Source organism: Shewanella spartinae (genome assembly GCF_019457555.1).
GTDB classification, from domain to species: Bacteria; Pseudomonadota; Gammaproteobacteria; order Enterobacterales; family Shewanellaceae; genus Shewanella; species Shewanella loihica.
Genome location: NZ_CP080418.1, coordinates 1,221,414 through 1,242,223, shown reverse-complemented (window position 1 = coordinate 1,242,223; position 20,810 = coordinate 1,221,414). Strand labels below are relative to the sequence as shown.

Genomic DNA, 20,810 nt, shown 5'->3' with positions numbered 1-20,810 from the left:
TAGCAACTTTTCTGTAATTTTTTTTCATTCACGGTTGGAAATATCGGCAAAATCGCGTCTAATAGCCGTTAGTAAACCACACACTTAAGCTGCTTCTTAAGAAGGATGTAATTTTCATGGCTAATACACTAGAGCAATTCAAATCTATCACTACCATAGTTGCCGATACCGGTGACATCGAAGCCATCAAGCGTTATCAACCACAAGACGCCACCACCAACCCCTCTCTTATCCTAAAAGCAGCCCAAATTCCTGAATACAAGCACCTGATTGCCAATGCCATCGAATGGGCCAAGGCGCAGAGTGACGATCTGGCTCAGCAGGTCGAAGATGCCGGTGACAAGCTGGCGGTCAACATCGGCCTGGAGATCCTAAAGATTGTTCCTGGCCGCATCTCTACCGAGGTGGACGCTCGCCTTTCGTTCGACAAGGCTGGCTCTATCGAGAAGGCGCATAAACTGATCAAGCTCTATGAAGAAGCCGGCATAGACAAGTCTCGTATCCTGATCAAACTCGCCTCAACCTGGGAAGGGATCTGCGCCGCCAAAGAGCTGGAAAAAGAAGGCATCAACTGTAACCTGACGCTACTCTTCTGTTTTGCCCAGGCCAGAGCCTGTGCCGAAGCCGGTGTTTACCTGATCTCACCTTTCGTCGGCCGTATTCTCGACTGGTACAAGAAAGACACAGGCCTAGAGTACAGCGCCGCAGAAGACCCAGGCGTTGTCTCAGTCACTAACATCTACAACTACTACAAGCGTCACGGCTACAAGACGGTTGTAATGGGCGCTAGCTTCCGTAACACGGGAGAAATCATCGAACTGGCAGGCTGTGACCGTCTAACTATCGGCCCTGCGCTGCTTGAAGAGATGGCCAACAGCGACACTCCAGTCGTGCAAAAACTACAGGCGGCCAGTGAAGTGGTCGCTCCTGGTGCGGCACTGAGCGAAGCCGAGTTCCGTTGGGAGTTCAACCAAGATGCGATGGCGGTAGAGAAGCTGGCCGAAGGTATCCGCAACTTTGCCATCGATCAGGGCAAACTTGAAACCATGCTAAAAGCAGAACTCGAAGCCTAAGGGAATAGATGTCATGACTAAGCTTACTCAGCAAGACGCATGGGCCCAGCTCGAGGCACAAGCCGCGAAGCTACCCCACATGCGCGAGCTATTTGAGGCCGATCCACAGCGCTTTGACAAGATGTCACTGTCCGCCTGCGGCCTGCTGCTGGACTACTCCAAGAACCGAGCGGATGAGCAGACGCTTGAGCAGCTGTTTAAACTGGCTAAATCTGCCGGTCTAAGCGATAAGATCCGCGCCATGTTCAATGGCGAGATCATCAACAACACCGAAAAGCGCGCCGTGCTGCACACGGCCCTCAGAGCCGAGGCCGACGAGATTATTTTGGTCGATGGCCAGAATATCGTTCCCGAGGTAAAACAGACTCAGGCCAAGATGGCCAAGTTTGTCGAGGCAGTCACCTGCGGCGAGTGGAAGGGCTACACGGGCAAGGCGATCACAGATATCGTGAGCATCGGCATTGGTGGCTCCTTCCTGGGACCTAAAATAGTTACTCAGGCCCTGCGCCCATACTGGAATCCGGCGCTCAAGTGTCACTTCGTCGCCAACGTCGATGCCACCTCACTGTGTGAGAAGCTGCGTCTGGTGGATCCGGAAACCACCCTATTCGTGATGTCGTCTAAGTCTTTTGGCACCCAAGAGACGCTGACCAACACCCTGAGTGCCAAGGCCTGGTTCCTGGAAAATGGCGGTACCCAAGCGGATATCGCCAAGCATTTCGTCGCCGTCACCTCAAACGTGGCCAAGGCAACCGAATTTGGCATGGATGCGGACAACATCTTCCCTATGTGGGATTGGGTGGGCGGTCGCTATTCACTCTGGTCAGCCATAGGTCTGCCTATCGCCCTGTTGATCGGTATGGACAACTTCTACCAGCTGCTGGCCGGCGCCAAGTCGATGGACAAGCATTTTGTCGAGGCGCCGCTCGAACAGAATATGCCGGTGATCATGGGGCTGTTTTCCCTGCTCTATGGCAACTTCTACCAAGCACAATCCCATGTGGTATTGACCTATGATCACTACCTCAGAGGCCTGCCGGCTTACTTCCAACAGCTGGACATGGAGAGTAACGGTAAATCTGTCACCCTCAATGGCGACAATATCGACCATGCAACCGGCCCTGTGATCTGGGGCGGCGAAGGCACCAATGGTCAACACGCCTACCATCAGTTACTGCACCAAGGCACGGCACTGATCCCGGCAGACTTTATTCTGCCACTGCAGAGTCATAACCCGCTCGGCGAACATCATGTGCAGCTGGCCTCCAACTGTTTTGGCCAGACTCAGGCACTGATGCAAGGCAGAACCTTCGATGAGGCACTCACCGAACTCGACAACAGCTCACTGAGCCAGGAAGAGAAGGCACTGATCGCTAAGCACAAGGTGATGGAAGGCAATAAGCCAAGCAACACCCTGCTGATGGACAAGCTGACTCCGGAAACTCTGGGTGCCTTGATCGCCCTGTACGAGCATAGAACCTTCGTTCAAGGCGCGATATGGGACATCAACTCCTTCGACCAATGGGGCGTCGAACTGGGCAAGACCCTAGGCAACGATGTGCTCGCACGTCTGCAGAGCGATGAAGAGGCTAAGGCGCTAGACGCCTCCAGCAACGCCCTCATCAATCTCTTTAGACGCGGCCACCTTTAAGCCTGCAACCTTAGCCGATTAAAAAAGCCAGTTTTCACTGGCTTTTTTATTATCTGCAGTAATATCCACCAGCAAGCTTAAGCTTTCGCCCATACAGCGGGCAAAAAACCACCTGCCGCGCCATAAATGATTCACCCAGACTTAACATTATTGAAACATTTTTCTTGCACCATAAATTGGAAGTGTGATATTTAATTGTTGAGAAAAAATACAACAACAGGAGGTTGCCATGAATCGCTTAGATTATGGTAGTGCGCTAGATGATACCGTCATTGAAAGACCCAACAGTCGTTCGCGAAGCTCCAACAAGAAGCGAAAATGGCGTGAGATAGAGGCTATCAAAGAGAAACAGCGTTTGATTAAAGAGCTTCAGGATATCGACAGCAGTTTCGAATACGACTTAGATAACCTTCTGATGTAAATAAACAATAAAAATAGCGCCTTAGGCGCTATTTTTATATCTATAGGTTGTTAGTGATTTGCTGTTAGTCATCGGCCTTGGCCAGATACTCTTTTAACTCTTCGAAGAGTAGATTGTCGTCATCGCTAAATAATGGGTCGCAGATCAACTTCTCCTGGCATCTGTCTGCCACCTCCTGCCACTGAGCCTCTGTCATCCCCGCCTCCCAGATGGGGAACAACTTACCCTCTTCATACATCATGTGATTGCGCTGCGCCTCGACATACTCCTTCAAGGCCTGGCTCAAGGTTTCATTCTGTACCGGGACGTCACTTAAGATAAGGTTTAGGGTAGACATCAGACTGGTTGAACTTTCGATAAGGTTATGGTGCTCTTCCCCCAACTGCTTCTCCAAGGCCTCTTCGGGATGGGTCTGAATATAAAATTCGTTGATCAGATCCTCGAGCGGGTGATGGCTATGCTCGGCATAGCTCTGCATATATTCGACGATATCTCGGATCAGATTAAAGTTGACGGCCTCGCCATGTTGCAGCCGCTGCTGCTTATTTTTAAGAATATTTAACAGTATCGCGATATGTTTATGGTCATTATGAAGTCTCGCTAACATCGTCACCTCCAACCTTCTAGACGCCTTTAGTTACTATAGTAAATTGTTGAACTTTTACTCACACTAATATGTAAGCCGTCATGATGACGTGACTCAGATCAAGAAAAACGAACATAAAATAATCACTTAAGATACGCTTCCCCCGAGCACATCCATCACCTTACCCAGCGCAGATTGCAGACGGGTAAAGGCCTCGGAGGCCGATTTCACCTCCTTCAGATTACGCTCGATAAGCGCCGTAAAATAATCTTCCTGCTCTATGGTCATGTCCAGCACATGGAAGCTCCCACGGATCTCTGTGGTCATGTTAATGAGCGCCGCACTAAATTTCTCATCATGCTCTAGGGTCGCGACGTTGATATCGCCGATAAGCGATTCGATGTCTAGAAACACCTGTGTCAGCGTCTGCTGACGACTGATATCCAAGACGCGCGCCTCCAGCCCTTCGACCACCACGGCGATGATATCTCTCAGCCTGCCGTAGAGGATCTCGTCGTTTATCGGCATATTCTTGATCAAGAAGGAGACATGCTTGTCGTTGCATATGGTGCGGCAGCCAAAATCATACAGGCGGCCATGTTTATCCAGCAGCTCTAAAATATTCGACTCTATGGGGCTGATGGCTGCATGCCTGGGAGCAAAATACTCCACGTTTTCCCCTCGTATCTCCAAGCAGGTGTTGAGATTAAGCTGCTGCATCAGATCAAAAAAGGCATCCGCCAGGGTCTGATGATCGTTACAGAGAAAACATTGACGGAAAAACTGCAGCACACAACCATACTGTGACGACTCCGTCATCGACTGAAAGGCCATGTTGCGCGAGACAGATTCCGCCTGGATCAGCTCCCGCTGCTTCATCACATAGTGAGCGACGCTGTGCACCTTGGCCAGCAACTCCTTGAGCTCAAACGGCTTGGCGATGAAATCCACCGCATTCACCTCATAGGCCTTGAGGCGCTCCTCCAGGGTATTCATCCCAGAGACGAACAACACGGCCACCTCTTGGTTGCTGGCCTGTAGCTCACAGCAGAGGGTGATACCATCGGTATCGGGCAGGTTGATATCCATCAGCAGCAGATCCGGCTTCTGGGTTTGCAGGGCAGCGCGAAAATCCGCCGCACCATAGAAGGGGCTCACCTTGAACTCATCTTGCAACATCTCGACGATCAACTCGCAGTAATCCCTGTCATCGTCTACAACCCAAATCTCCATGTTGTTCATCGCAATTCTCCTTGTACAAACTCAATCCCTATCTCCTCGAGGCCGCGTACGAAGGTGCGGATATCGAAGGGTTTCTGCAGCACCTGAAAAGGCAGATCTTCCCGACTGCTGATGCCGACATCGCCGACATAGCCTGAGATCAGCAGCACAGGAATCGTTCGGTGCACGCTCAGGTCGGTCACCAGCTCATAACCGTTAATGCCCCCCGGCATCAAGAGATCTGAGATGATGAGGTCTATGTTATCTATGCCATCCTTAAACTGCTCCTTGACCAGCAGAGGATCCGTATAGGCCAGAACCTCCATCCCCATCATCTGACAGTAATCGCACAGCACCTCGAGCAGATCCGGCTCATCATCGACGATAAGCACCTTGATGGGGTGCGCGACCTTGGGATACTCCAGCGGACTGTGCTGGCGCTCAATCTGCCGCTCGACTGGCTTGATGGCCGGAAACCAGAGGCGGATCTCAGTGCCATCAGCGCCCGTGCGCATGATGCTCATATAACCGTTGGAGCGTTTGACGAAGCCATACACCATGGAGAGCCCGAGCCCGGTCCCCTTGCTCTTATCTTTGGTGGTAAAAAATGGCTCGAAGATCTTATCCAGCAAGTTATCTGGGATCCCCCCGCCCTGATCGATCACCGACACCCAGACATAATCCCGGTTATCTGTGCTGACGGTATTGCCCACGCCGGGAAGATAGCCCGACAGATACTGCTCGCCGGTCACTATGGTGATCTGTCCCTCCCCATGCATGGCATCTTTGGCATTCAGCACCAGATTGATCAGCGCATCTTCGAGGTCGCCGCGATCGACGCAAATGTCCCGCATCGATGGCTGGGGCTGAATGTTGAGGCTCACCTGAGTGGTTAAGGATTTTTCCAGCAGCTCCTCCAGGCTCTGCAGCACCTCGTTGACCTGCACCGGCTGAGCACTGAACTGCTCCTGCCGGGAAAACTGCAGCAGACGCCGGGTCAGGTCGGTTCCGCGCTGACAGGCCTTGAGCGCCGTGGCCAGATAGCGGGCGATAGCATCATCCTTGCCCTTAAGCTCCATCAGCTCCAGGTTGCCCTTGAGCACACCTAAGATGTTGTTGAAATCGTGGGCCACGCCCCCCACCAGCTGGCCCATGGCCTGCATTTTCTGGGTGCGGGCCATGGTATTTTGCATCAGCTTCTGCTCCGTGATGTCCCGGCCCACCAGGGTAAACAGGCTGCCATCTTCATACTGCTCGTTGAGGGCTATCAGATGGGTATGCAGGATCACCTTCTCCCCGGTGGCGGTGGAGCAGACCAGCTCGCCGGTAAATTCAAGGCGCAGCTCAATCGCCTCCAGCAGTTCCAGCGCCTTGTCGTCCTGATCGCCGAAGAAGAGTTCGATTGACTTGCCGATAAGCTGACTGCGCGGATATTGGCTGATGGCGGTCGCCGCCGCATTGGCATACATGATCACCGGCGCCATCCCCTTCTGGCGCGAGGCGACCACTATCATATCTTCGCTATTACTGACGATAGACTGATACATTTGGGTGTCGATAGACTTGATGATCTGCGCGTTACGGCTCTGCTGCCAATCCTGGCTCTGCTGCAGCAACATGCCGCTGATGCTGTCGGCAATGAAGGTCTGATAGGAGGTGAGAAACGACAGCCAGCCCTTGCCCGGGCGATAGAAGAAGATGTTGACGTCGAGCCCCTCTATGGGCCAAACCACAAAGCGTTGCCACTGGTGCGCCCCCCGCTGGCCATCCAGCAGCGGCCAGTCTTTCACCTGTCGCCACAGGGTGATATAACGCATGGAGTCCCGACACCAACAGGTCACATCGGCCGGCATCTCGTCGCTGGCCAGCAGACGACGGGAGAGAATCATCACAGATTCGGCGCCGCTGCTATCGGCCAGGATACGACACAGGGGCAGGAGCACATCGTCACCGCGAATAAACTGTCCCTGTAACTTCCCCAGTTGGGCGATCAAGGCCGGGCCAAAGTCCATAAATTCAGATTGAGAGAGATCCTTAAACACGCTAGAGTCCATTCCACTATTGAAAAATGAAGAAGTCGGGCGAAATGCCTTTCATTGAGCATAGTCCAGCTTAGGAAAATCGCTCAAAATACCGATAAAATTTATAAACTTGTTTAAAGTTAGTGAGGAAAAATGCCAGACACTCATTGGGTCGGTGCCCATGTTAGCGCCGCCGGCGGTATCGCCAATGCGCCGCTGAACGCACAGAAGATAGGTGCCAATGCCTTTGCCCTGTTCACCAAGAATCAGAGACGCTGGCAGGCGGCGCCGCTCTGCCCTTCGCAGATTGACGACTTCAAGGCCAACTGCGAACAGGCCAACATTCGACCCGATGCCATTCTGCCCCACGACAGCTACCTGATTAATCTTGGCCACCCAAATGAGGAGCAGCTAGCGCGCTCGCGAGAAGCCTTTCTCGACGAGATGCAGCGCTGCGAACAGATGGGATTGACCCTGCTCAACTTTCATCCCGGTAGTCATCTCAACAAGATAGGCATAGACGAGTGCCTGGCCCGTATCAGCGAATCGATCAACCTAGCACTGAATAAGACGCAAGGCGTCAGCGCCATCATAGAAAACACCGCAGGCCAGGGCTCAAACCTGGGCCATAGCTTCGAGCAGCTGGCACAGATCATCGACAAGGTAGAAGATAAGAGCCGGGTCGGTATCTGTATCGACACCTGCCACATGTTTGCCGCCGGCTACGACTTAACCACTCTCGAGGCCTGTGAAGAGAGCTTCGGCCAATTTGATGCCATAGTGGGCAACCATTATCTTAAGGCAATGCACCTCAACGACAGCAAGACACCACTTAATAGCAGGGTGGACAGGCACCACTCCCTCGGCGCCGGTTATATAGGTATGGACGCCTTTAGCTATATCATGAAACACCCGGCAACCAGGCAGATCCCCCTCATATTAGAAACGATAGAACCTGAGATCTGGCAGCAAGAGATCAACTGGCTACGTAGCCAGACACGCTAAAGCAGGCACTTGTAAACCACAGCAATCACCCAGACCTGATTATCCCTGTCGAAGTGATCTTCTTGTAGCCAGACAATATGAGTGCCCTGCAGAGCCTCGCCTTGCTGCTTGGCATTATCCTGCGCCGCCCTTAGCGGCGCCTCTCCTCTGCCTATCCCAGTCACCATGGCGAAGCTATCGCAATGGGTCACCTCGAAATCATAGGCCTCATTGATTCGAGAATAGAGCTGTGGCTCATTTGAGGCGCAGGCTGTCAGTAAACAAAGGCCAGGTAAAATCACTCTAAGATGCAACACGTCACGGCTCTATCAAATAATGGCTAAAGAAAAAGGCCTGTAAGATAAGTGATTTAGCAGAGCTTGGTTGTGATAATCATCACGCCGGTCTCAAGGTCATTGATACATTTGGCAACCTAGGTAATTGGCGCGATTCGATGCAAACGCCTTGCTGATAAAATACGGCGCGGAGGTTAGCAGCTGCCCCATCTAAACAACCGAATTGAAACAACTGGATTAAAACAACTGGATTGACAGAGCCTAATTGAACTAAAAAGCTGTGCTAAAAGATAAAGCAGACAGAAGCGGGTAGAAAAAAGCCAAGGCACTATCGCCTTGGCTTTAAGCATGAATAACCAGGTAGAAGCTAAGCCAAGGTCTCAAACAAGTGAGCCTTGAGGCGGGCAAAATCGGCAGGCAGTTCGGCCGACAGGATAGGCTTATCCTTCACCGCTTGTAGCTCAGGCGGCAACTCAAGTTCGATAGCTAGCGCCTCTTCCACCACCTCTTTAAACTTGGCGGGATGAGCCGTACCGAGGAAGATCCCCTGCTCATCGGCAGACATGGTTAATGACAGCGCCTTTGCTGCGATGGCCGCGTGAGGCTCGGATAGATAACCGCCGCGATAGAGCTCATCCAGCGCCTCCACGGTATCTTGCTCGGAGAGACCAACGCCCACCAGTTCGCTCAGTGGCCAGTTCATCACCTCCATGATGGTCTCAACCCTGGGCCAGTTGCTCGGCTCGGCCACGTCCATGGCATTAGAGAGGGTCGCGACGGTTGCCTTAGGCGACCACTGACCATCGGCCAGATAGCGCGGCACAGTATCGTTACTGTTGGTGGCCGCCACGAAACGCTTCACCGGTAGTCCCATCGCCTTGGCAAATAGGCCAGCCGTCAGGTTGCCGAAATTACCGCTGGGCACGGCGATCACAGGATCGCCTTGATTGGTCTGTTTAAACTGGGCCACCGCCTCGAAGTAGTAGCAGATCTGCGCCAGCAAGCGGCTGATGTTGATAGAGTTTGCCGAGTTAAGATGCAGGCCGTCACGCACATCGCTGTCTTCGAAGGCGGCCTTAACCATATCCTGACAGGCATCGAAATCACTCTCCACCGCCACGGTATGAATATTATCGCCCAGGGTGGTAAACATCTTCTCCTGTAGCAGGCTGATCTTGCCCTTTGGATAGAGTACCACCACCTGCACCTTATCCAGCCCATAGAAGGCATCGGCCACGGCGGCGCCGGTATCACCCGAAGTGGCGGTCAATATGGTGAGTTTATCTTCCTGGGCCAGGCTATTGAGGCACTGGGCCATGAAGCGGGCGCCGAAGTCTTTAAATGCCAGGGTCGGGCCATGGAATAGCTCCAGGCAGAAACGTCTGTCATCGGCCTTGGTCAGCGGCAGCTCAAAATTAAAGGCGCGGTCCACCAGGCCATCTACCATCTCCTGACCCAGCTCGTCGGCCAACCAGGCACCTAAGATCGCCTTAGAACGCTCGACAAAGTCCATCGCCAGCAGCGCATCGACATTATCTAACTTGGGGATAGAGACAGGAAAAAACAGGCCACGATCTTTCCCTAGGCCCAGCTTGACCGCCTGAGTGAAACTAACCTTCTGTGAGGGGTGCTTTAAGTTATAGAGTTCCATCTTGATCCGCCTATTTATCTAAAATTGCTGCATCTACACGGCGCGTGCCGAGCATATCGATTTGACATATATGGGAAAATCCCACGCCGGAGGTGACATAGTTTGCATTCAGCCAGGCCTTGGCCTTGTTAGCCGTCTCCAGGTTATCGGTCACGGAGAACAGCGTGGGGCCACTGCCCGAGATCCCCGTAGTGGCCATGCCAAGCTCAGCCAGCGCAGCACGCGCCTGCTCATAGCCGGGAATTTCCGAGGCGCGGTAAGGTTCGGCCAGCACATCTTTTAATACCTCTATGGCCAGCTTGGCATCCTGACGGTAACTGGCGTGTACGAATGCGCTCAGGTAACGGCCAAAATCGATCGCCACCGACTTATCATACTGCGTCGGCAGCAGGGCCCGCATCTTAGCGGTCGACAGGGAGATCCCAGGATAAGCCACGACCCAATACCAGTCTTTAAACACTGGCAGGCCCTGACACACGGTGCTAGGGGTATCCAGCATCAACTGCATGCCACCAAGGTAACAGGGCGCCACATTATCATAGTGGACCGAGCCGCTGATCTTGCCCTCAAACTCCCCCATCAGCCTCAGTAAGGCGTCGCTATCATAGGGCCTGTCGAAATGCTCGTTCAGGGCGTACAGGGCGGCGACCACAGAGCTGGCACTAGAGCCAAGGCCGCTGCCCACCGGCAGGTTCTTCTCTAAGGTCATGGCTACGCCGGCGCGGCTCCCTAGCTGCTCGAGAAAGAAGGTCGCACATTGGTAGACGATATTCTCTTCGCTGGCCGCCGGTAACTTGTCGGCCCAATGACCGGCCAGACTGAGCGAGACGCCATGGGGCGCAGATTCAATGGCGACGCGATCGCCGAGAAGGCAGCCATCAACAGGTGCCAAGGCGGCGCCCAGCAGATCGAAGCCGACTCCGACGTTACCCATAGAGGCCGGCGCATAAACCGTTAAACTCATACGCCCATCTCCCGTGTCCAGTTAAGGGTTCTCAGCAGGTCGGCAAACACACCCGCCGCCGTCACCTCTGTGCCCGCGCCATAACCGCGCAGCACAAATGGGATCGGCTGATAGTAACGGCTATAGAAGGCCAACGCATTCTCACCGCCCTTAACGCTGTAGAGGGGATCCTTGGCGTCCACCTCGGCGATCTTCACCCGGCAGCCCTCTTCGTCTATCTGTCCCACATAACGCAGCACCTTACCCGCCGCCTTGGCGCTATTTACGCGCTCGGCAAGTTCGCCATCAAGTGCGCTCAGGTTCGCCATAAAGGTCTCGACATCGCCGGAGGCGTCAAAATGACTCGGCAACACAGACTCCACCTGGATATCGCTCAGCTCTATCTGCATGCCGACTTCGCGGGCAAGGATCAGCACCTTTCGGGCCACGTCCATGCCGCTCAGGTCGTCTCTTGGGTCGGGCTCGGTAAAGCATTTCTCACGGGCGATACCTGTCGCCTCAGACAGGCTCATCCCCTCATCGAGCATACCGAAGATGTAGGAGAGTGAACCCGAGAGTATACCGGTGAATTTCTGCAGCTTATCACCGGCGAACAACAGCTTCTTCAGGTTATCGATAACCGGCAGGCCGGCGCCAACTGTGGTTTCGTAGAGGAACTGGCGACGTTGATGCAAAGCTGTCTGTCTCAGGGCGCGGTAGTAATCATAGTCGCGGGTGTTGGCCTTCTTGTTAGGAGTCACCACATGCAGGCCGGCATTCATTACCGCAACATATTGATCAGATACCGCTTCGTTAGAGGTACAATCCACCAGCACAGGGTTTAGTAGCTGCTGGTCTTTGGCCCAGGCGAGCATCTTATCCAGGTCACAGGCCTGCTGGCTGTCGGCCAGGAGTCCCTGCCAATGATTGAGATCTATCCCCTTGGCATCGAGCAGCATGTGGCGAGAGTTGGCCACGCCGCAGACGCGCACCGTAATGTGCTGGGCCTTCAACATCTCTGTCTGCTGCTTGATCTGCTCAAGCAGGCCGGCGCCCACATTGCCACAGCCTACCAGGAAGACATCCAGATAGTGCTGCACATCGAAGAAACTCTGATGACAGGCGGCGATAGCATGCTTGGTCTTACGCAGCTCGATAACCGCCGAGATGGAGCGCTCGGAGGAGCCCTGGGCGATGGCCACTATGTTGACATTGGCCTGGGCCAAGGCCTGGAAGAATTTACCGGCGACCCCCTTGTGCGTGCGCATGCCGTCACCGATCAGGGATACGATGGCCAGATTGTGGCGCATGGCGATCTGCTCGAGGATGTCGCTCTTAAGCTCCAACTCAAACTCCTGCTCCAGCGCCAGGCGCACCCGCTCGGCATCCTGGGTCGCCACACAGAAGCTGATGCTGTATTCCGAAGAGCTTTGAGTGATGAGGGAGACTGACACCCCAGAGCGAGAGATGGCGCCCAGGGTACGACTCGCCATGCCCACCATGCCCTTCATGCCGGGACCGGCGATATCAAACATGGTCTGCTCGTCGAGATTAGAGATAGCCTTAACGTTCAGCCCTGTCTCGTCCACCTGATTCGACACTAAGGTGCCGGGCGCCTGAGGGTTGAAGCTGTTACGTATATAGCAAGGGATATGGTACTGGGCGATTGGGGCGATTGTTTTAGGGTGTAGCACCTTGGCGCCGAAATAAGACAGCTCCATCGCCTCTTGATAACTGAGCTGAGTCAGCAGCTTGGCATCGGCGACGACACGTGGGTCAGTGTTATAGACGCCATCCACGTCGGTCCAGATCTCGCAGCAGCTGGCATCGATACAGGCCGACAGCACGGCCGCCGAATAATCTGAGCCGTTACGGCCCAGGGTGACCACACGACCATCCTTGTCACCGGCGGTAAAGCCTGGCATCACCCACACCTGATGGGCATCGAGAGAAAGCTCGGCAAAGCGCTGCTTACTGGCGGCGATATCGACAACCGATTCGAGCGCCGGCCCGTGGGCCACAAACAACTGTTGTGGCACTAGCTGATTGGCCGACACGCCTGCCGCCAACATCAACTGCTCCATCAGCGCCGCCGAGAGGCGCTCGCCACCGACCACTATCTCGGCGCGAACATAGTCTGGGCACTCACCCAGCAAGACTACTCCTTGTAGCTTGTCTTGCCAGTGCTTGAGCTGCGCCGCGAGAACAGCTTCTAGGCTATCGGATTGCTCTGCACTCAGCACCTCACTGGCCGCCTGGCCATAGAGAGTCTTAAAGACCTCATGCACCTGACTCAAGACGGGAGAGAAATCATCCCCGGCCACCGCCAGGTCGACCATCTCCAGCAAACCGTTGGTCACGGTTGCCGGGGCGCTTAATACCACTGCCGTCGGCTGCTCTGCGGCCGAAGCCAAGACGATTTGCGCCGCACTATTAAACCTCTGCCAATTGGCCAGCGAGGTACCACCGAACTTCATTACCTTCATCTTCTCTCCTTAGTACCGCGCCCCAGAAACAAAAAAACCCGCTCCTTGATGGGGAGCGGGCTTAGTCATTTCAAATCATTTCTTTCGAGTATGCTTAGCCGGCCCCCACGCTGGTAATCGTGGTGGTTGTAATAATGGTGGTTACTACGAGATTAAGGCTAAACATTTAAATTCTTTTCGTCGTATCAAAACATATTCGTTGAAGTCTCTACAGAATTGCCTTTTTTGCCCCAAGGTGTCAACCCCTGAAATGAAACTTTATAAAAATACACTTTGGGCACCGGGCGTACCGCGGGCCTTAAAATCAAATAATAGGAGATAGATTCCCAGTCATCTGTGGGTGAATTAGACTTAGTTTTACTGTCAAAGCACCTTTATTAACCTGAAAATAAAAGCATTATTAAACAGTAAAGTAGGGACACAAAAACAATCTAACCCAGTATAAACCCTGGCTTTAATACAACTAACTCGCCTACCGAAATGAGAGACCCAAAATCCACTGTTAACCCACTAATTTAGCCACCAACAAAATAAAATATTTTCCCACCAATAGTGAATAAAAAATCAAAAAGAAATTGTTAGACCTGCCCAGCTTCTCCCAAAGCCTAGGCTAATGAAAAAAAATTTACCGATTTTCCCTCAAGAAGCTGCGCTAGGTCATCGCCAAGGCCAACAAAGCGAGCTAAAATGCCGCCACATTCTGAATTGGAGGCGATATGATAATCACCCAACACAAAGCTGTTAGCATCCATTACCGCTTAACGAACCAGCAAGGTGAGTTGATCGAGAGTTCATTTGAAGGTGAGCCAATGCTATACCTTCACGGTGCAGAAAACATGATCCCCGGCCTTGAGCAGGCGCTCGAAGGCAAAAGTGTTGGCGACAAGCTCGACGTTACCGTAGAAGCCGAGCAGGCTTACGGTCCTTACCACGATGGTTTACGCCAAGAGGTCCCATTAGCAGCCTTCGGCGATATCGAAGATATCGTGCCAGGCATGCGTTTTATCGCCGAAACAGAGATGGGCCAACGTCCAGTACAAGTCACCGAAGTGAAAGACGATGTGGTCGTGGTTGACGGTAACCACCCACTCGCGGGTCAAACCCTTAACTTCACCGTTGAAGTACTGTCAGTACGCGACGCCAGCGCCGAAGAGATCGCCCATGGCCATATCCATGCGGCCGGCGGCTGTGGTAGCCACGAGCATAGCCATGAGGGTGGTTGCTGTGGCGGCGAAGGTCATGGTCACCATGGCGGTTGCTGTAGCGAAGATCCTGAGAAGCCAGCCAAAGAAGGTTGTGACGGCAACGGCGGTTGCGGCTGCCAGCACTAAGCTCTAAAGGCACTAGTAACTAGAGGCATTAGCCACTCAATCTAAAGCCTTAGTTGGACGCAGGCGCGTCAGACTCAGGTAGGATTCTGAACAGAGTCGGCCACCTTTTATTAGGTGAAGCCGACTCTTTTATTTTATGCTTCAAAACAGAATCAGCTCGCTGCGTATTAACGATAAGGATGTCGACATGATAGCTCAGCCCGTCTATGAAAAACTCCCCGCCATCTACCTGCTCATCGCAGCAAGTACCATATTGCTGAGCCCGGCGCCGCTTCCCGTGCTCTTAGCCGTGGTAATCTTCCTGCTCGGCGCGCGTATCTTCAACATGCGCTCACAAAACCGGCGGAGCGACAATCCCAAGCGTCGCAGGCGCGGACTCTTGCCTGAGGCCCTCTACAATATGCTGCCCTATGCATACCTGCTAGGCGCCCTGTTTGTCTTTCGCCATGGCGACTCGAATTATCTGATGTTTGCCGCCGCAGGATTAGCCAGTTTCGCACTGTTTCGTCTGGCGCAGCGCCACAGCTATCGTCAGCACCAACTACCCGTGACTATTCGGGTGATCTAGTTAAAAAGCTTCCGGATAGAACTGATAGTTAACAACCTGAATAGTTAACAGACTGAGTCGTGTCAAAGCTTGCCGTTAGAGAATGAGCGCCTTGATGCGATCGCGCTGCTCTACTGGCATATGTTTGAGGTAATTTGAACAACGAGTGATGGTGGCGATACTGATCTCGAACTCGGCGGCAATCTGTCGCTGGCTCATCTCTCCCAGCAGCAAGGCCTGAAACACCTTCAGCCGCCCGGCGATGGCGCTGCGCTCCTCTTCGGTGAGCAGCAAATCGAACAGATCCATCAAGGCGTCGGTGTCTTGATGGTTGACCACTTTTTCTAAAACCAGATCCCAATTTGCGCGCACTTTGGCCCCTAAGCTGTCATTGCCTACCAGTACAAGCAAGTGTACCAAGAAACCTGTCGCGCTGGCTATCTGGGCCATCGATGCAGTTAGTCGAGCGCCTAAGGGTTCGACACATTCGGACACATTTTGGCCGGACTTTTACAGAAAAATCTATAGTATCTGATAGTTAATTAAGATTAGAATGTTTGCGTTAGATCACATAAAACCACAAAGTAGTGAGAATGATTGCCATGAAAAAACAGATTAAATTAAGCCTGCTAGCCCTAGCTGGCAGTGCCTTACTGGCCTCAGCGGTACAAGCCAATAACTTCAAGGAGACAGACGATGCAATCCACTATCGTCAATCTGCTTTTGGCCTGATCGCTCACAACTTTGGCGACATGGGCGCCATGCTTAAGGGCAAGAAGCCATTCGACGCCGAAGTCTTTGCCATGCGTGCACAAAACGTTGCCGCACTGAGCAAGCTACCTGCCGAAGGTTTCGTTGCCGGTTCTGACAAGGGCCACACAGATGCGCTGGCAAAGATCTGGAGCGACAAGGCCGATTTCGACGCTAAGATGAGCGCTTTCCAAGACAACGCCGCTAAACTCGCCGTTACCGCACAATCAAGCGATCAAAACGCGATCAAGCAAGCCTTTATGAATACCGGCAAGAGCTGTAAGGGTTGCCACGACGTCTACAAGAAAGACTAATTCAAACTCGACTATTGCAGACGATTAGTCAGACGACCAGCAAGATAACTCGTTAGACGAATAAAAAAGGGAGCAGTTAAGCTCCCTTTTTTTATCCTTTGCTTCAGCGCGGCCAATCACGCTTCAATTTAATACCGCTTCGACCTAACAACACTAAGACCTAATAGCGCTAAAGCATGGCCGCGATTGGCCAAATCAGATAGTTCACTACCAAGCCCGCTAACACGCCGACCAAGGTCAGGGCCATCAGGCCTGAGCGAAACTTAAACTCGGTAACGCTCTCGCGGCTGACACTCTTATAGCCGGTGATCATGGCGCCCACCAACTTGTCGCCTTTAATACCGTGCCAGATCACTGCAAGAATATGCAAAACCGCCAGCAGCAGGAGTAAATTGAAATTTTGCTTATGCAGCCAGGTCAGGATCCCGGCAAGCTCGCTGCTCACATAACTGTATAGCGGCCCTTCGGTAAAGACTTCGTCTGTGGCAAACAGGCCTGTGGTGAGCTGCGCCACCAGCACCAAAATCATCGCCACCACCATATAACCACCGAGCGGATTATGGCCTATGCTACGGCCCTGTGGCTGTTTGACATAGGCCAGCACCTGAGTCGGCGACTTAACGAAATGACTAAAGCGCGAGGTCTCGCTGCCCACTATGCCCCAGAGAATACGAAAGCCAATCAAGATCAATAGGCCATAGGCAAATACCTGATGCCATTGCATCTCCCCCACCTCGGCGCTCCACCATAGACCACCGAGCAGCGCTATCATGGACCAATGAAACAGGCGCGTAGGCAGATCCCATACCTTAATTTTTACCTGGCCAGACTGAGGGTTTTCTACTGAGGACATCTTATAACTCATCGCTTTAGAAAATAATGAAATTGATGATATTTGAAGCGATAGGGAGAGGCAAATAGATTTATGTAAGCAGTGTTATCCAGTCAAATATGCAGCCTAAAATAGAGAAATACAAGCCATTCCTAATGTTTATTTTGCAATTTTGTCTAAGGGCTCAAATAACCAACGAACGGAAAATAATGGCTGCAAAAAGTTGATCTAGATCACATTTTATGGGGGCTAAATTGGTAATCTGAAGTCAAGGAAACAACGAAAGGTTCGACATATGATAAAGATTACAAGTAAAGATTTCGAAGTCACCACTCCTATCCGTGAACGTATCGAGAGCCGTTTAGAAAAACTAAGTAGACACGATGTACAGCTCATAAATCCACATGTAATCATAGGTCAAGAGAAGCAAGGGTTTAAGATAGAAGCTTCAGTCGGTATACCAAGCAACACCTTATTTGCTCAGGCGAAAGACAAAGATCTCTATGCAGCAATCAATGCAATGGGTCAAAAATTGGAGAAACAGCTCAATCGCCTCAGCCACAAACCGGAAGGAGCTCGCTACACAGCTCCAGCGACAAGCCCAACGCCAGAAAGCGCCGAATTAGACGACGAGTATGACGAGACAATAGATAAGGAATACGCGGCGTAACAGATTTAACGGTAAGTGGCGAAATATCGCCTCAGGCATAGACCGAGGAACGAACGCTAACGAACAGGCACAAAAGCCACTTACCCAAACTTGGTGGATAATCAAATCGCCACCTAAATAAAGGTACAGCGACAGGCAAAAGACGAGGACGGACATTCAAACCAGCCACAGGCCTTCAATAAGAAGCCGTAGAACTCAGCTAACGAACTAGCTATGTTGTCCGCCCTTGTTATACTTACTATTAAGTGCCGTCTCTGATGTCACATAAAAGCCAACACAGGAGTAAGAGGTCACATTAGCCAAACGCAAGACGTTAATCTTTCACGTTTGATTTATTGTAGGCGACTCACACAACCTAAGGCTTAAGATGAGCCCAAATAGGAACCAGGCATAGCGCCAAACAAGTCGTCCCCGAGAGCCATAGGGTGGCCGCTGAGATAATCTCAAACTATTGCCCCCTAAGTAGTGAGAAAGGAGCGCAGTCCCATTTTAATATTGAGTGCTTTTTCCCTAACTGAGGCAGCCAGATAACCAATCAAGGCAAACCAACGTAGTAGACGTTAACAGGCCATTGGATCACCGCTAGTCGATTAGCCCGCTGCCTCTCCCTTATCACCTGCCGCAGTGCTTTCATCTGCAGGCGACAAGCAAAGGAGGATGCCCCATCTTAAATTCTGATCTTTTACTCTCCCGGCGCACCTCAATAGGTGCGCTTTCTATTAATAGCGACTCCCCCAGTCAGAGCCGGCGGCTTATTCCCAAAGGGATAAATTCTCACTTTGTCCCTTTTTTGATTGACAGGGTATTGAGCAGGGCTTAATTTGAAGGCTATGAAAATGAACACCCAAGCTTTTTTTACTTTCTTTTTTATTCCACCCTTCTAGGGAGGCGGAATTTCGGTGTAAAAACGAAAGTAAAAATTCCAAGGCCTCCCATTATGGGGGGCTTTTTTATTTGTAGTTATTTGTATTAGTAATCGAGAAGCGTTCAACGACAGAGGACAGCATGACCAAACCACATCCCCTTAGCCATACCCGGGAACAGATCACAGCACTCGACAATGAACTGCTGGCACTGCTGGCCAAACGACGGGCACTGAGCCTTGATGTCGCCCGCAGCAAAGAGGTCGATATTCGCCCGATACGCGACACCCAGAGAGAGAAAGAGCTGCTGGCCCGCCTGGTTAAGCAGGGACGCGAGCAGGGACTCGACGCCCACTATGTCCTCTCTCTCTATCAGAGCATCATCGAAGACTCGGTATTGAACCAGCAGGCCTACCTACAGGGGCGTGCCAATCCAGACTTGCAGAAGCAGCAATATAACATCGCCTATCTGGGCGCTCGCGGCTCCTACTCCTATCTAGCCGCTACCCGCTACTGCGAACGTCGTCAGGTGGGCATGCAGGATCTGGGTTGCAAGAGCTTCGATGAGATAGTGCAGGCGGTGGAATCCGGTCATGCGGACTACGGCTTCCTGCCGATCGAGAACACCTCCTCAGGCTCGATCAACGAAGTCTATGACGTGCTGCAACACACCAGCCTGGCCATCGTCGGCGAGACCACCATAGAGGTAGGACATTGCCTGCTGGCCAAGCCCGGCACCAACGTTAAGCAGATCAAGACCATCTATGCCCATCCGCAACCCATCAGTCAGTGCAGTCGCTACCTGAGCCAACATGGCGAGTTCAAACTGGAATACTGCTCCAGTAGCGCCGAGGCCATGGAGAGGGTACTCGAGGCCGACGACAACAGCGTCGCCGCCATAGGCAGCGTCGAAGGGGGCGCCCTTTATCAACTCGAGGCTGTTGAGCGCGAGCTGGCCAACCAAAAGATCAACCAGAGCCGCTTCATAGTGGTGGCCAGGAAGGCGATTGCGGTGCCCGAGCAACTACCGGCCAAGACAACCCTCATCATGGCCACGGGACAGAAGCCCGGCGCCCTGGTGGAAGCCCTGCTTATCTTAAAGGCCCATGACCTCAACATGAGCAAGCTCGAATCCCGCCCTATCCCAGGCACACCATGGGAAGAGATGTTCTATCTGGATCTCGACGCGAATCTTGCCAGCGACGAGATGCAGCAGGCATTGAAGGAGCTTGAGCGCATCACTCGCTTCATCAAGGTGCTGGGCTGCTACCCTTGCGAAACCGTCAACCCCACCCAGCTAAGCAACAGTCAGCTGATGATTGAGCCCACCACCAGCCGCGAGGCGGACCAACAGGCCAAAGAGAAGCAGGATGCCAAACACCAGCGTCATAGCCTGGCCGAACATCCACAGGTCACCAGCGTCATCTGCAGACAGCTACAGATAGGCGACGGTCAGTTTGGCGCCATCGCTCAATTGGCGCTGACCCAAGAGTCTGGCCACTTCAGCCAACTGGCGAAACAGATAAAGGAGGCGGGTTTCCAGGCGGTGACCGTCAGCGAGCTAAATACTAACCCCATGGCCAATCGCCAGCTGAGTGAGATGCGCCGAGCCCTGAACCAGTTTGATCTGGCCTGTATCGTCGCCATCGAACATGAGAGCGAGCTGACCCTGGCCAGCGATCATGCCGACATGCTGCTGATCAGCGGCAAGCAGATGCACAATCGCGATCTACTCGAACAAGTTGGCGCCCTGCACATGCCGGTTATCTTAGAGCGCAACACCATGGCCAGCCTGGATGAGTGGCTGGGTGCCGCCGAGATCATCTTAGCCGCGGGTAATCAACAATTGGCCCTGAGCGAGGCCGGCATCAGGACGTTCAACGAGCAGCAGCGCCCCACCTTAGACCTATCAGGCCTGATCAGCCTCAAAGAGAGAAGCCACCTACCGGTACTGCTCAACACCCGCTACGCCTGTCAGCAAGAGGAGCTTGCTAGCCAAGCGGGCGCAGCTAAGGCGCTCAAGGCCGATGGCCTGGTGCTGGGCGTGAGTGACCCAGAGCAACTTAAGGGGCATAGCGACATCCTCGCCCGTCTCTACCGTGGCTAGTCACTTGTGTCATAACAAGAGCTGCTAAGTCATAAAAAAAGAGGACCAGAGGTCCTCTTTTTC

18 protein-coding genes and 1 other annotated feature are annotated in these 20,810 nt (G+C 52.7%); of the genes, 9 read left to right on the top strand and 9 right to left on the bottom strand.

The features are described from left to right. Positions 1 to 116: 116 nt before the first annotated feature. The 3 genes from tal (at position 117) to K0I31_RS05480 (ending at position 3,145) form a co-directional block, all read left to right on the top strand. The gene (gene tal, locus K0I31_RS05490) at positions 117 to 1,073 is read left to right on the top strand and encodes a transaldolase (protein WP_144201158.1); all 957 of its coding nucleotides are present in this window, start codon (positions 117 to 119) and stop codon (positions 1,071 to 1,073) included. 13 nt (positions 1,074 to 1,086) lie between these two features. Beyond that, positions 1,087 to 2,724 carry a glucose-6-phosphate isomerase gene (gene pgi / locus K0I31_RS05485; RefSeq protein ID WP_220080166.1) on the top strand — a complete coding sequence of 546 codons (1,638 nt, stop codon included), beginning with the start codon at positions 1,087 to 1,089 and terminating at the stop codon, positions 2,722 to 2,724. Positions 2,725 to 2,953: 229 nt separating this feature from the next. After that, entirely contained in the window at positions 2,954 to 3,145 is a 192-nt protein-coding gene (locus K0I31_RS05480; RefSeq protein WP_011864891.1) for a DUF3545 family protein, read from the top strand. Between the two features lie 64 nt (positions 3,146 to 3,209). On the opposite strand, the gene K0I31_RS05475 is transcribed toward K0I31_RS05480, so the two are convergent. The 3 genes from K0I31_RS05475 to K0I31_RS05465 form a co-directional block, all read right to left on the bottom strand. After that, positions 3,210 to 3,752 (bottom strand): hemerythrin domain-containing protein, encoded by a 543-nt coding sequence (locus K0I31_RS05475; RefSeq protein ID WP_011864890.1) that lies wholly within the window; start codon positions 3,750 to 3,752, stop codon positions 3,210 to 3,212. 126 nt (positions 3,753 to 3,878) lie between these two features. Continuing rightward, positions 3,879 to 4,973, bottom strand: a complete 1,095-nt coding sequence (locus K0I31_RS05470; protein ID WP_220080165.1) for a response regulator transcription factor — start codon at positions 4,971 to 4,973, stop codon at positions 3,879 to 3,881. Next, positions 4,970 to 6,994, bottom strand: coding sequence for a hybrid sensor histidine kinase/response regulator (locus K0I31_RS05465; protein ID WP_258406577.1), 2,025 nt, complete (start codon positions 6,992 to 6,994; stop codon positions 4,970 to 4,972). The genes K0I31_RS05470 and K0I31_RS05465 overlap by 4 nt, the downstream gene beginning before the upstream one ends. Positions 6,995 to 7,126: 132 nt before the next feature. Here K0I31_RS05465 and nfo point away from each other — a divergent pair, with 132 nt between their 5' ends. Then, entirely contained in the window at positions 7,127 to 7,978 is an 852-nt protein-coding gene (nfo, locus tag K0I31_RS05460) for a deoxyribonuclease IV (RefSeq protein ID WP_220080163.1), read from the top strand. Here nfo and K0I31_RS05455 read toward each other — a convergent pair. The 4 genes from K0I31_RS05455 to thrA all read right to left on the bottom strand — a co-directional run bounded on the left by K0I31_RS05455 (position 7,975) and on the right by thrA (position 13,333). Continuing rightward, the gene (locus tag K0I31_RS05455) at positions 7,975 to 8,271 is read right to left on the bottom strand and encodes a hypothetical protein (protein WP_220080780.1); all 297 of its coding nucleotides are present in this window, start codon (positions 8,269 to 8,271) and stop codon (positions 7,975 to 7,977) included. The genes nfo and K0I31_RS05455 overlap by 4 nt on opposite strands. Positions 8,272 to 8,620: 349 nt before the next feature. Next, on the bottom strand, positions 8,621 to 9,904 hold the full coding sequence (gene thrC / locus K0I31_RS05450; RefSeq protein WP_220080162.1) for a threonine synthase: 1,284 nt from the start codon (positions 9,902 to 9,904) through the stop codon (positions 8,621 to 8,623). Positions 9,905 to 9,914: 10 nt separating this feature from the next. Beyond that, positions 9,915 to 10,868 (bottom strand): homoserine kinase, encoded by a 954-nt coding sequence (gene thrB, locus K0I31_RS05445; protein WP_220080161.1) that lies wholly within the window; start codon positions 10,866 to 10,868, stop codon positions 9,915 to 9,917. After that, positions 10,865 to 13,333, bottom strand: coding sequence for a bifunctional aspartate kinase/homoserine dehydrogenase I (gene thrA, locus K0I31_RS05440; RefSeq protein WP_220080160.1), 2,469 nt, complete (start codon positions 13,331 to 13,333; stop codon positions 10,865 to 10,867). The genes thrB and thrA overlap by 4 nt, the downstream gene beginning before the upstream one ends. A 716-nt stretch (positions 13,334 to 14,049) precedes the next feature. Between thrA and slyD the strand changes: the two genes are divergently transcribed. Continuing rightward, complete coding sequence (gene slyD / locus K0I31_RS05435) at positions 14,050 to 14,664, top strand: peptidylprolyl isomerase (RefSeq protein WP_220080159.1); 615 nt, start codon at positions 14,050 to 14,052, stop codon at positions 14,662 to 14,664. Positions 14,665 to 14,851: 187 nt separating this feature from the next. Beyond that, positions 14,852 to 15,232 (top strand): hypothetical protein, encoded by a 381-nt coding sequence (locus K0I31_RS05430; RefSeq protein WP_220080158.1) that lies wholly within the window; start codon positions 14,852 to 14,854, stop codon positions 15,230 to 15,232. A gap of 75 nt (positions 15,233 to 15,307) precedes the next feature. Here K0I31_RS05430 and trpR read toward each other — a convergent pair whose 3' ends face one another. Continuing rightward, positions 15,308 to 15,583: a trp operon repressor gene (gene trpR / locus K0I31_RS05425; protein ID WP_144201138.1), complete on the bottom strand. Its 276-nt coding sequence runs from the start codon at positions 15,581 to 15,583 to the stop codon at positions 15,308 to 15,310. 242 nt (positions 15,584 to 15,825) lie between these two features. Here trpR and K0I31_RS05420 point away from each other — a divergent pair, with 242 nt between their 5' ends. Then, positions 15,826 to 16,275, top strand: coding sequence for a c-type cytochrome (locus K0I31_RS05420; RefSeq protein ID WP_434086918.1), 450 nt, complete (start codon positions 15,826 to 15,828; stop codon positions 16,273 to 16,275). A gap of 169 nt (positions 16,276 to 16,444) precedes the next feature. On the opposite strand, the gene K0I31_RS05415 is transcribed toward K0I31_RS05420, so the two are convergent. Further along, positions 16,445 to 17,128 (bottom strand): cytochrome b/b6 domain-containing protein, encoded by a 684-nt coding sequence (locus tag K0I31_RS05415; protein WP_258406576.1) that lies wholly within the window; start codon positions 17,126 to 17,128, stop codon positions 16,445 to 16,447. 274 nt (positions 17,129 to 17,402) lie between these two features. Here K0I31_RS05415 and hpf point away from each other — a divergent pair, with 274 nt between their 5' ends. Both hpf and K0I31_RS05405 read left to right on the top strand, forming a co-directional pair. After that, a complete protein-coding gene (gene hpf / locus K0I31_RS05410; protein ID WP_011864877.1) occupies positions 17,403 to 17,777 on the top strand; it encodes a ribosome hibernation-promoting factor, HPF/YfiA family in 375 nt (124 codons plus the stop codon). Positions 17,778 to 18,609: 832 nt separating this feature from the next. Beyond that, positions 18,610 to 18,732: a sequence feature (Phe leader region), on the top strand. 50 nt (positions 18,733 to 18,782) lie between these two features. Continuing rightward, positions 18,783 to 20,747, top strand: coding sequence for a chorismate mutase (locus K0I31_RS05405; RefSeq protein WP_220080155.1), 1,965 nt, complete (start codon positions 18,783 to 18,785; stop codon positions 20,745 to 20,747). Positions 20,748 to 20,810 lie beyond the last annotated feature (63 nt).